At 43.8% G+C, this 11,702-nt stretch carries 13 protein-coding genes and 1 pseudogene; 5 read left to right on the top strand and 9 right to left on the bottom strand.

From position 1 onward, the window contains the following. The first annotated feature begins 15 nt into the window (after positions 1-15). From traN to HMPREF0645_RS13780, 4 genes are read left to right on the top strand one after another with little or no spacing between them, the layout of a single operon-like run. Positions 16-885: a conjugative transposon protein TraN gene (traN, locus tag HMPREF0645_RS02955; RefSeq protein ID WP_044123253.1), complete on the top strand. Its 870-nt coding sequence runs from the start codon at positions 16-18 to the stop codon at positions 883-885. Next, on the top strand, positions 879-1,472 hold the full coding sequence (locus tag HMPREF0645_RS02960) for a conjugal transfer protein TraO (protein ID WP_007173359.1): 594 nt from the start codon (positions 879-881) through the stop codon (positions 1,470-1,472). The genes traN and HMPREF0645_RS02960 overlap by 7 nt, the downstream gene beginning before the upstream one ends. 12 nt (positions 1,473-1,484) lie before the next feature. Beyond that, the gene (locus HMPREF0645_RS02965) at positions 1,485-1,946 is read left to right on the top strand and encodes a DUF3872 domain-containing protein (protein WP_007173360.1); all 462 of its coding nucleotides are present in this window, start codon (positions 1,485-1,487) and stop codon (positions 1,944-1,946) included. An 11-nt stretch (positions 1,947-1,957) separates the two neighbouring features. Continuing rightward, the gene (locus HMPREF0645_RS13780) at positions 1,958-2,683 is read left to right on the top strand and encodes a M23 family metallopeptidase (RefSeq protein ID WP_007173361.1); all 726 of its coding nucleotides are present in this window, start codon (positions 1,958-1,960) and stop codon (positions 2,681-2,683) included. Positions 2,684-2,788: 105 nt separating this feature from the next. Here HMPREF0645_RS13780 and HMPREF0645_RS02975 read toward each other — a convergent pair whose 3' ends face one another. The 5 genes from HMPREF0645_RS02975 to HMPREF0645_RS02990 form a co-directional block, all read right to left on the bottom strand. Further along, entirely contained in the window at positions 2,789-4,798 is a 2,010-nt protein-coding gene (locus HMPREF0645_RS02975; RefSeq protein ID WP_007173362.1) for a C10 family peptidase, read from the bottom strand. Positions 4,799-4,861: 63 nt separating this feature from the next. After that, entirely contained in the window at positions 4,862-6,019 is a 1,158-nt protein-coding gene (locus HMPREF0645_RS02980) for a leucine-rich repeat domain-containing protein (RefSeq protein ID WP_007173363.1), read from the bottom strand. 317 nt (positions 6,020-6,336) lie between these two features. Further along, positions 6,337-7,449: a leucine-rich repeat domain-containing protein gene (locus HMPREF0645_RS02985; protein ID WP_052300823.1), complete on the bottom strand. Its 1,113-nt coding sequence runs from the start codon at positions 7,447-7,449 to the stop codon at positions 6,337-6,339. 567 nt (positions 7,450-8,016) lie between these two features. After that, positions 8,017-8,148, bottom strand: a complete 132-nt coding sequence (locus tag HMPREF0645_RS14315) for a hypothetical protein (protein ID WP_007173366.1) — start codon at positions 8,146-8,148, stop codon at positions 8,017-8,019. A gap of 23 nt (positions 8,149-8,171) precedes the next feature. Then, entirely contained in the window at positions 8,172-8,858 is a 687-nt protein-coding gene (locus HMPREF0645_RS02990; RefSeq protein WP_044123157.1) for a class I SAM-dependent methyltransferase, read from the bottom strand. A gap of 173 nt (positions 8,859-9,031) precedes the next feature. On the opposite strand from HMPREF0645_RS02990, the pseudogene HMPREF0645_RS14145 reads away from it, so the two are divergent. Then, positions 9,032-9,274, top strand: a pseudogene (locus HMPREF0645_RS14145) (lysozyme); the annotation flags it as partial. A 115-nt stretch (positions 9,275-9,389) separates the two neighbouring features. Here HMPREF0645_RS14145 and HMPREF0645_RS14150 read toward each other — a convergent pair. From HMPREF0645_RS14150 to HMPREF0645_RS03010, 4 genes are all read right to left on the bottom strand, one after another. Then, the gene (locus HMPREF0645_RS14150) at positions 9,390-9,602 is read right to left on the bottom strand and encodes a hypothetical protein (RefSeq protein ID WP_083793800.1); all 213 of its coding nucleotides are present in this window, start codon (positions 9,600-9,602) and stop codon (positions 9,390-9,392) included. Between the two features lie 45 nt (positions 9,603-9,647). Further along, positions 9,648-10,922 (bottom strand): PcfJ domain-containing protein, encoded by a 1,275-nt coding sequence (locus HMPREF0645_RS03000; RefSeq protein WP_007173371.1) that lies wholly within the window; start codon positions 10,920-10,922, stop codon positions 9,648-9,650. A gap of 4 nt (positions 10,923-10,926) precedes the next feature. Continuing rightward, positions 10,927-11,346: a PcfK-like family protein gene (locus tag HMPREF0645_RS03005; protein WP_007173372.1), complete on the bottom strand. Its 420-nt coding sequence runs from the start codon at positions 11,344-11,346 to the stop codon at positions 10,927-10,929. Between the two features lie 5 nt (positions 11,347-11,351). Further along, positions 11,352-11,702: molybdenum ABC transporter ATP-binding protein (locus HMPREF0645_RS03010; RefSeq protein WP_156777827.1), on the bottom strand; the 351-nt coding region annotated here is incomplete at its 5' end.

Here is an 11,702-nt window from a genome sequence, read left to right on the forward strand (position 1 = left end):
AGCGGCACACCGCTTATGCCTAACCGTCCTCTCTCTTCGGGCGAACTCTTTCAAGGCATGACCCGTGCCATTCCTAATGGGCGTGTCGTACTGCCGTATGGTCTGGACGTTACCTTTGACAAGACTGTGCATCTTATCTTCCCTTCTGCTATCCGCTATGTAGACTTAGGTTCACAGAATATCATCGCAGGGAAGGCGGAGGATGCTGAGAACGTGCTGCGTGTAAAGGCTGCCATGAAGGATTTTGAGACGGAAACCAACATGAGCGTGATTTGCGAGGACGGCTCGTTTTACGCTTTCAATGTCAAATATGCTGATGAACCGGAGAAGCTCAGCATAGAGATGAAGGACTTCCTGTCACCAACGGACGGACGACTGCCAAGCAATCGCTCTGATATTTACTTTAAGGAACTCGGTAACGAGTCGCCCGTATTAGTAAAGCTGATGATGCAGACCATCTACCAGAATGACAGACGCTGCATTAAGCACATCGGTGCACAGCAGTTCGGTATGAAGTTTCTGCTTCGTGGCTTGTATGCCCATAATGGCTTGCTGTATTTCCACACCCGTATGGAAAACGGCACGAATATGCCTTACTCGATGGATTTTATCACCTTTAAGGTGGTGGATAAGAAAGTGGCAAAGCGCACCGCCATACAAGAACAAGTATTGCAGCCGCTTCGTGCCTATCATCAGGTGATGCAGGTGCGTGGCATGGGCAGTGAACACACTGTGTTTGCGCTCAAGCAGTTTTCTCTTGCAGAAGACAAGCAGCTTGAAGTAACGCTCTATGAGCGAAGCGGAGGGCGCACGCTGTCTTTCTATGTAGGACAGGAAGACCTGTTGCTCGCCAAGAAGATTGACAACCTCAAACTCAAATGGTAGGTGCTATGAAGAAGAATTTCATTTTATCGGCTTGTATGGCGGTGGTAATGACTTTCAGTCTGCCGTCGCACGCACAGCGACTCATTCCTAAGCAGAAAGGGATAGAAGTCGTTGGTAGCGTTCCCCTTATCAAGGGTGAGAAACTCTTTGCCAAAGACAACTTCGGTGTTAGTGTATCACTTACTCGTTACTTGAAACGAGAGAACTACTCCTTTGTAAGAGTTGAGTATGAACAGCAGAATATGCCGTACAGAAGTTATAACGTAAAGCTCAAGGATGCACTCTTGCAGGTGGGCTATATGCACCCTGTTCTCTCCGACAGAGGTAAGAACGTATTTCTCAATAGTGGCATATCCGCCTTGGGTGGCTATGAGCAGCTGAACGAGGATAAAAAACTGCTGCCCGATGGGGCTACGTTGCTCGACCGTTCCCACTTTGTCTATGGCGGAGCCGTTCACGGCTCGGTGGAGGTGTTCCTTACGGACAGGATTCTCTTTCTTGTAAAGGCGCAGGGACGGTTCCTCTTTGGAACGGACGTGCATCGTTTCCGTCCTGCGCTATCAGCAGGACTTAGGTTTAATATTTAATAGAAAAGAAACATGAAAAAGAAGATATTAAGTTCGATATGGGTAATGGGCGTACTTGCCCTTGCCGTGTTTTGTCTATCTGCTTGTGATAGGGAGCTGGATGTTCAGCAGTCTTATCCGTTCACTGTCGAGACGATGCCCGTTCAGAAGGACATTGTCAAGGGACAGACGGCAGAGATATGCTGCACGCTCAAGCGAGGGGGCGACTTTGCTGACACACGCTACACCATCCGATACTTCCAGCCCGACGGCAAGGGAACACTGAAAATGGACGATAGAATAGTGTTCAAGCCCAACGACCGCTATCCGCTCACAAAGGACGTTTTCCGCCTTTATTACACCTCGCTCTCCACCGACCGCCAGACGATTGACGTGTACGTGGAGGACAATATGGGCGGTATGCAGCGACTGACTTTTAGTTTCAACAACGAGCGAGAAGAGTGCAAGGACAAGCCTGTATCTTCTCGCCACTAAGAACGTAATTGATGCGAACGATAAATGCTTTCATTTTACTTTGTGTATTCAGCCTGTTCTGTCAGCCGACCCTTGCCTGGCGCAGGGTACGACTGGCAGACTTGCCACCTTTTGAGCGTGCAGTAGTTGTGGTAAAATACTTTGAGGGTATGCACAGATGGAAGAATTATCCGTATTATCTAAAGACAAACATTATCCAAAGATTCACGGAAGAATTCATTGAGGATGAAGATGTTGAAGCAATTACAAATGGTGTTCCTTATGATAATAATGAGGGCGTAAGGCTCTATTTTTGCACTTTGTCTCAGAGTCAATCTCACCAGAGAATTGCATCATTCCCATTGCATGTTATAAAAATATCCTCCAAATTTGGATATAGAATGGATCCTTTTACAAAAAAGAGAAGGTTGCATAATGGCATAGACTTGAGAGCTAGCATTGGAACAGAAACATTTGCTATGCTGCCAGGAATAATCACCATAACCGGTAGAGACAGATCTCGTGGCAATTATGTTATGATAAGACACGGCAACTATGTGGTCACTTATTGCCATTTGTCAAGGATTCTTGTGAGACAAGGGCAAATGGTGGAACCAGGTGAAGCGGTCGGACTTGTTGGTTCAACTGGTCGCTCCACTGGCCCCCATTTACATCTTATGCTACATAGGGGGAAGCAATTGCTTAACCCTCAGATTCTTTTGGACTGCATCTGGAGTATTTTAGTTACAACCATTTAAGGTATTTCGAACAGAAGCAGAATTGTTCTAAAATAATCGAAGCATCAGATGGTTTTAATATAATTGACTCTCTCCTTAGTATCAAAAAAGCATGAGGAAATCGGTTCATTTGTCCTGCGAAACAATTATCTTTCTTCCATTGAATATATAAATACCTGGAAGATTAGGCCTCACTATTCGGCGACCGCTAAGATCAAACCATTTTTCAGCATCGGGACTCTTGTCATGCTGAGATGCGTCTGGTAGCGACAGGCTTCCGATATCTGTGGCGACAATATCCATTTTTCCTTGGCAGAGTTGGATGCCTTGCGCGTTTTCAACACTGAAAACATATCGTCCAACTTGTTTCGGCCTGAACGTAAAAGCCACGCTATCTATTGCTCCAGCAGGAAGATATACTCCCGTGTATCCATATATTTTACCATTTACACAGAAATATAACCGATCGCTGAAACTGCCGCCCGTGTTGGAGATAACAACCCGGACAAACTGATCGTCGTCAGCTATCTTGCTGCCGATAACCTGCAGATTAACTACAGCCAGTTTCGGATTCTCATGTGGCATGTCGCCTCGCGTTATACTCATCTTGAAATGTTTCACCTTCAAGGTTGAGATAAAAGCATCGGTGTTCGTACATTTCATCCATTCTGAATTATCTTTTTTTCGACACAATGGCACAATGGCCCCCAACATGTTCACATCTCCCAACTGATGCCCGAATGGCTTGAGTGAAAGATTCAAGCGTTTTTCGCAAAACGCAGGCAGATTGGTGAACTCCTGACTGAAAAGAATATCGTTAAGTTTTCCGTTCACATAAAGTCCCAAAGCCATTTCCACGTTAAGAGGTTGTGCCATGATGTTCTTAAACGAAAATGTGCATGCTATGGACGGGAAATCCTGATCTACGTCCTGCCGACTTATCAACTGCTTGTCGAAATTTAGCTCAGAAACTTGTATGAGCGGTCTCTCAACTATATTGTTTTCAGGCTGCAGCCCAACAGCTGCTGAATGAAAGATTGTATATCCTTCTGTGTTGCCTAATCCATCAGGAGCATAGGCGTTGAGTACAGACAAGCGGAAAAAACCGTTGTGCGACCCTCCCCATCCCCAGTTAATATGGAAATAGTCGCCCTTTTGATAGCCATCGCATACAAAGGCATGCGAACCATCGGTTGGCGACGATGCAACATAGATAACTGGACGTCCAGCGGCTACCTCCTGATATATCATATCATTCCACTCTTCGGTGGTGTAATAATCCCTGATGACCAGCCGGGCATCTGCGTCGTACCCGAAATAATTCACCATTGCTGGCACGATGAGATTGTCTGGAGCCGAGGATCCTTGATCGGTATATTCCATTTTCACTGCTGCTCCACACAGTCGCATGAGGTAAGCCACCGCCTCGTTTTCTTCATTGTTGCTGTCTTGTAGATAATTATCGGTCATTATATTCCACCTGAACGCATGCCACGGCATTTGCTCATGGCCCACTTCATGTCTTTCATATTTGTCGGCTGGAACCGGACGCGTAGTCTTTATAGCTGGGCACCGCTGAGTATACATTATCTGTGCCATAGCTGTGGCAACACATCCTGTTGGCGTATGTTTCCCGTTCAACATGGGGCACTGTAAATTATAGGGCCACATCTGATTCCACTGAGCCTTGACCAGAGGAGTAACCATGTGCCTTTGAACGTTGCTGCTACCATTGCCGCGAGACAACGTCCCACCCTTTCCAGCAGATGTTGCATGACGTAAGGAAGACAGTTCCTGCTGATATGACCTGAGCAGTACGGACATACCATCTGGCATGTCGTTGAGGTCAATTTCCCCACTGTCGGCATAGGCCAGAATATCCTCGGTACCGCAGTCGCCAGAAACGATGGCAAAGCCCTGGCCACGTCCAATGTTAAAAGCATAGAAGTCGACCGCCCTGCTGCTACCATACTTAAAAGCCAAAGACACGTCCAAGGCTGCCTTGTCGGAACCCCGCGTTTGCCTTGACAAAACAAATGCCTTTGCCTTGCTCTCTGCTTCCTGTAGTGAGACAAATTGGGCATAAAGGCAGTGCACAGAGAAAAGTAAAACGATAAAAACAAAAAGTCTTCTCATGTCGACATGAAAATCAAATCAGGCTACCCAACAACTATAGGTAGCCTGCTGAAAAATTAATATTTATTTTGCTATCATCACTTTCTTACCATTGTGGATGTAAACACCGGAAGCGACCGGTTTCTTAATTCGCCTTCCACTTATGTCAAACCACACATCTTGTATATTCTCATGAGCATCAATTCCTGCAATACCTGTTATAGTATCTTCATCTTTAAATGGAACACGCTTTGGCTTGCCGTTATCTCCACGGATTAATTTCATGGGGGACCAGCCTTTAGCTCTAATAGCATTCAGCTGTGCTGAAGTACACTTGAACTTATCGGGGCTGAGTTCTGTCTTTAAAATAATTACATGGTCGGAAGCTACGTTTTCGGCAAAAGAAGGCAAAGACGCAATGAAATGGTCGAGTGCCTCATCCTGAAGTTCATTTCCATAGACACTAATAACCTTCAAGTTGGGACATCGAGAGAGGTCAAGGTTCTTCAGTCCGCATAATCCCAGATATATCTCCTCCAAGTCGGGCATGTCGGTTACATTCAGGGTAGGATTCAACGCGGGGCATTTGGTCAGGTCGACCAAACGCAGTTTTTTACACTCCAAGAAATCTGCCTTCATAAGTTTAGGACAATAAGACACGTCAAGGTAGGTAAGATTTTCGCTCTTGCCCATATCTATTGTCTCAAAGTCTTTATTACTATAAAACTCCACCTTCTGAAGACTATTGTTTGCCGGTATCAAAACCTTCTTCATATAGGTCTTTACTACCTTAATTTGCTCGACCGTTTCAGGAAATTTCAGTTCGTTGCATCCTACGATTCCAATCGTCACCTTCTTAAGATTTTTGTTGCCCGTGAGGTCAATATCGGTAATACAATAACACTGGCGGAAGTCAAAAACTTCTACATTGCTCTTTATGCAGAAAGTGCCCTCGCCCCAGATTTGCATATTCAGTTGATTTGAATAATCAGGGATATCATCCCACTTGACTATATCACCTTCAAGAAAAACGTTTACATTCCTTTTAGGCGTGGGAGTGAATGTCATGTAGATAGGTCTCGATTCCTCCGGGTTGACCTTGGTAAACTTCATAACACCCAAGTTTTGCGTGTTCTCATTTATTTGATTTCCAACTGCACCATTGTCCTCTGCAGCTTTCACCGTGCCCACTGCACAGAACAGCAAAGCCAATATTAACGTGCTACTAAAATTGTTTTTCATAATTTTATTAATTAAAATTCTATTAATCTGTTGTCATTGTCACTTCAATACGGTTTCCCTGAGAGAGCAAGTAGTTCAGGACACGCCTAACATCTTCACAAGTCACGTCATTTACTATTTTGGTGAAGTTTGTATCTAAGTCGAAGCTATTGTAAAGGTCGTTACAGAGAACATCTTCCCAATAGTTGTTCATGCACAGCACTTGCTTCGCCTGAAGTCAGCCAACAGGCTATTATGTTCTGCCACAGCCGACAAATCTCCAACGGCAGCTGACACCTGCCATGTCGCCAGACACACTTTTTCTCATGGCCTCACTATCACCTTACTATCACCTTTTTGCCGTTGCAAATATACAGACCGGCAACAGAGGGTTTACTGATACGGCGACCTTGCAGGTCATACCATACATCATGCTTGCTACCATCTTTCGGCAACGTAATGCCAGTAGGGTCATCAGCACCCGCATATTCTTCCCAAACAAAATATTCTTCGCCAAGAAATCTCCTCCAAACAGCATGCTTGGCTTGCCAACCACGCTCAGAAACGGCTTGCACCTGAGCCTTAGTACAAACATTGGGATGACTTGAACGTTCGTTGAAGACACAAAATTCACGCTTCTTAAAACCAGTTTCTTTTACCAATGTACTAATGAGGGCGTCCATCTCAGTGCCGTTCAAATCATTGTCCCAGACAGAAAGAAAAATGAGATCGGGGTTGTTGGCAACAGAGAGTCCTCTAAGGCGATTCCTGCTACACTCAAGATGCTTCAGTTTGGGATTCATCGAAACATCAAGCGAAGTCATACCATTACCATTCACCCACAACTCTTCCAACAAAGGAAGACTGCTTACATCAATGTGCCCAAGATTGGGGTTTTCACCAGCAAAGACGTTGGTGAGCAACGAAAGATTATCAAGGACGAGCGATGAAAGATTGCAACCTTGCACCGAGAGTGAATTAAGATTGGTGTTCTTGCTCACATCAATAGACGTGATATTAGGACAAGAACTGGCCCAAAGTTGCCCGAGCTTGACGTTCTTGCGCACATCAATATTCCCAAGAGGATTTTCCGTTACTCGAAGGCTATAAAGTTCAGGGCAGCCACTGATGTCTATCTCCGTAATCTCACCCTTGGCTACAGAGAGTTCAACGAGATTACCGTGGATAATAACCTCGGGGGCCTTTACCCAGAGGTTGAACTTTTGATCGGCAACACCCTCAGGCATGGCCAGCTCTAATTCGCCACCCTCCACAGTAACATCCTGCCCTATCTTGGGAGCACGCGTGTCATCGTCACTACCATGCGAAGATTCATCCTTGATAAGCATTTCTATCCTAAAGCCTTTCAGCTTACTGCCACCAGGGACATATTTGTTCGATTTGAACTTGACAACACCTTTACTTGGTTCTGCATAAACAGAACCAATCATAACAAAACAAAGAAAAAATAAAAAGTACAGTTTTCTCATACACATCAATTGTTTATATTTGTAAATATTATGATGCAAAGATACAACTGTAACAAATGACGGACAATACCCAAAAGTAGGTAATTTGACATTCTATCTTATTGGTATATCATGAATTACACTGCTCATACATAGACATCGTGTTGCAATAATTGACCTATAGCTCGTTTTGCAGGATGAGATATAACTACCCCCCCATAAACACTAACTTCTCAGGCACTTCATAGTCCCAAAAAGAAATTGTAAATACATGACTTCGACGAATTATAAGTGTCTGTAAATTTGGTGATTAGCGAAATTTGCAGTAACGCTTAAAACGCTGACATACAAATAATTACAAACATAGCAGCTATGATTACCGAGAAAAAATCTTTTTTATTTTGCCTTTGATAATCATCGCTATAACATTTATAACTTATTGATAATCAAATAAAAATACAAAAATATAGAGAGGTTGCCAACTTTGTTGACTACTTTCTTATCCCGAGCTCAGGCTGTATGCTGTGTTTTCAAAGAGGACTTCCTTAATTAAGAGTTGCGGGATAGGCTATCCTCTTGTATAGTTTTTTCTTTCATCCACCTTTCTTGATGCAGCAGAATACCGTTGACTCCTTGTACGATTGTGATATTTTCTTCATCAATGATAGTTGTTATACTCATAGTTTTATGTTTTTGGTGGTTTATTATTCGCTTTCAGCGCATTCTTTTTGAGGTTTCACACATCTAAACAAGCAGGCAGAGCCCATTGTCTCAGTCAGCACGTCATCGCCAAACATACTCCGAAGTCGGCTCTCGGCTTTAGTGAAGGTGTCATATGGAGGGTGGAAAAATCCTTTTCTTTCCATGATTTTCTTAACAAATAAATCAGCCAATCGGCGTTCCCCCTTGACATAAAAGCAACCGCAGAAGAAACCACCGGGTTTCAGCACACGGAAAATCTCGGCAAAGGCTTTCTCTTTATCAGGGAAAGCTTGAAAGCCGTTCATCGACAGTACGCAGTCAAAGAATTCGTTGGCATAGGGAAGTTCTCCAACATCTCCTTGTTCCAAAGACAAGTTGGTTATCTCCTCCGTTTCTTTTCGCAAAGTCGCAATGGCTATCATTTCTTCCGAATAGTCTAAACAAACAATCTGGGCATCTTTCATCTGGCGATACTTCTCCGCAGTAAAAACGGCAGTGCCAACAGGAACGTCAAGCAGTCGTCCCAGAAAGTCGTTCGGTATAAAATCAAGCACTTTCCGAGCCAAGAGATTAACATCCTCGTTCCAAATCAAACGCATGTATATTCTTGACCACCATTTTCGTCCTGTCAACAGGTCATCATAATGCTCCATCATTCCTTGGTAGGAATTACTTTGTCTGTTTGTCATTATCTTCTTGTCAAAAATGTTTATTTCTTAATTTTGCAAAAGTACGATATCTGCTTCGTTCCTGCAATCGCCAATAATAGTGGTTTTTATTTGGGATACTCTCTATGGTATGTGTATAAGAAATCACAAAATATCATTGCGGATAAGATAGAAGATATTGCGAATGTGTTTTGTATAAAACTTTCAAAGGCTATAGTAAGGATGCCCTAATATTAGCTTTGCTTGCCAACACTGTGTGCGTAGGGAAATTGCTTGGTTATGGCAAGCATCCAAAAAGGCGACTGTTGAGAAAGATAGAGTCGGCAAATAGAAATTTCTATCGGGAGTTTGTTGCGTTTTGCCAGTATAAGGGAAAGATTTTGAATGTATTGGTCAAGCGTAGACAAGTGGAGTTTGCCTTATTCTTTTTTCCTTAGCAAATATGAAATGCAATTTCCTGCGACTTTCTTTTGCTTCTTTTCTTTGGTCGCCTGCTCGTTCAAAGACAAAGAAAAGAAGCCACGCAAATTTCAGTTTGTGTGGCTCGTGGTCTTATTCAAGATGCTGTTTCTGCACTTTCGTTATTCTGTCTATTCGTTTGTTGGGATGTCTGTCAAACGCCCACGAGTTGTTGAGAGCATTGCTCGAAAAATTTATCTCATCATCGGGCAAAGTGCTGTGAATGCTTCCACTCATAACCAACCCACAATGTTGCAGGACTTTCTGCCGTACGTCTTCTTTGCTCTCCGCAACCACATCTAACACTCCTTCAAAGACATATTGCGTCCGAACTCTGTAAACTTTCTTTTGTTATGCTGTTGCTTTCATTCTTCGACTTATAAGTCCTCGATTAGCATTCACAAGGTTTACTATCTGCTCGTGGTATTCAGTGTTCTTGTTGCACACGCCACGACTTTGCACCACCTCCAATGATTTCAGTGATACTTCTATTGTTTCTATCCGCTTGCCCTCAATGGTTGCCGATAGGATTAGTGAGTCCTCTTTAAGATAATATTCGTTGGAGAATACGCAATGATGCATTGATACACCTTCTTCCAAATGTTCCTGCACGCTCTCCAATACGTGAACTTGGATTGTGCCGTCCGTGAAATGGATACCGAAAAACTTGGATTTAAGTTCTTTGAAACGCTTTTCATCTTCCATTGCCTTCTTTTGCTTCTGTTCTATCTCCTCCCTTTCACGCAATCTGAGAAGTTCCTCGTGTCTGCGGTCGTGTTCACCTTTAAGGTCTGTGGGGCAAAGAAATTTTGGGTTGTGAATATCCTTGCCCAACCTGAAGAGTGTGTCTACATAGTCACACCAAAGGGAAATGTCTGCCATCTCATAGCCGTTACGGACTGCAATCTTGTAGGACTGCCATAGTTCCTCAAAAGTCCTCTTGTTGCCAAGAAAGTAACGTAAATGGTCTGTGCGACCTGCCTTTAGCAATGTTTCCACACGGCTGTCTGTAAGCAATGTAGGAATAAACTGGGTAGGCACGATGCCATAGAAATTATCCTTAAAACCATTTCTGCGAAGTATGTCTGTAACCTTGAACTTTGGATATATCTGCGAATAGGCTGCGTATCGGTAGGCATCGTTGTCGTTGCGGATTGCCATAGGTACACAATAGGAGAATGTGTCAACGTATCTTCCCAATACTCTCTGAACGGCAACAATCGTCTTTCGTCCTTGTGCGTTCCACCAATACTGCCCGATTTCAAGTGCGTAGTACTCTGCCTTGCAACCTTTCTTCATTTCAGCGACGAGGAGGAACATTCGCAACACTTGGTATTCTCCGCAAGCGGTGAGTGTCGTGAAATAGTGTTTCTGCTGCAATTTCCTTTGGAATGTTTCCTTGACCTGCAACTTAGCCCTGCAATGAGGGCAAGTGCAAGTTACTCTATGTTTGTCCATTACCCAACTATGCCCACAATCCATACAAGTGGTGCGACCTTTTGGCAAGCGGTAGGCGAAGTGGTCTATGCACTCACGGAATGCCCACTTACTTTGTGTCTTGGTTATCGGGCAAAGATACTTGCTTTGTTCCAAAACTGCCTTTTCAAATTTGTTTCTCGGTTTCATAGGCTTAAATATCAAATAGTGATGGTTGTACATGGGTTGCTACATTCTCGGTCTTTTTCACTCGTGCGTTACGGCTCTGTAACTTGGCAAGTTCCTCACGCTGATATTGCTTAATGGCTTCCTGCCTTGCTTCGGCTTTTTCTTCCTCTGTGAGTTCTACAATGTGATTGACCATTACTTGGCAATTGGTAGCCTTGCCAATCTCTATATTGTCCTCATCGTAGTAGTGAACTGCCATTGAGTAGATTTCATCATCATCAAATCCGTTGCAACCGCTTTTCTGCACTTCATTAAGAATGTAGGTGATACACTCCTCGATATTCTTGTTCGGTTTCATCAAGTTAGAGGCAAACAAAGGGTCTGTCATAGCACGCTGATTGAGATACTCGGCTATTGTCCGTGTGAAATGTTCTGTTCCTTTCATATTGCTTAGTATTTTGGGATTTCTACTATTTGATTGATGCGTCCATATAGGTAGGCTCTTAGGCTGGTGCGGTCGGGTGCGTGATACTCTGTCCATTGTCCGTACTGATTGACAAGATATTTCTTCAGTACATCAAAGAAGTCAAAGCGATAGCCTTGCAGTAGAACGGCTGTGCGGAAATAGGTGTTAGAGTTCACCGCTTCACATAGCCAATTCTTTTCCTCACGGCTCATACACTCGCCACGATTGAGTTTTGCACGCAGTAGATATACTTTGCTGTTACAAAGGCTCTCCAAAGGGGGAACGTCCCACTGCACAAACTTCGTAGCCACTACTTGCTCCCTCTTTTCAGCCAC

The sequence above is a fragment of the Hallella bergensis DSM 17361 genome (assembly GCF_000160535.1).
In the GTDB taxonomy this organism is placed as follows: Bacteria; Bacteroidota; Bacteroidia; order Bacteroidales; family Bacteroidaceae; genus Prevotella; species Prevotella bergensis.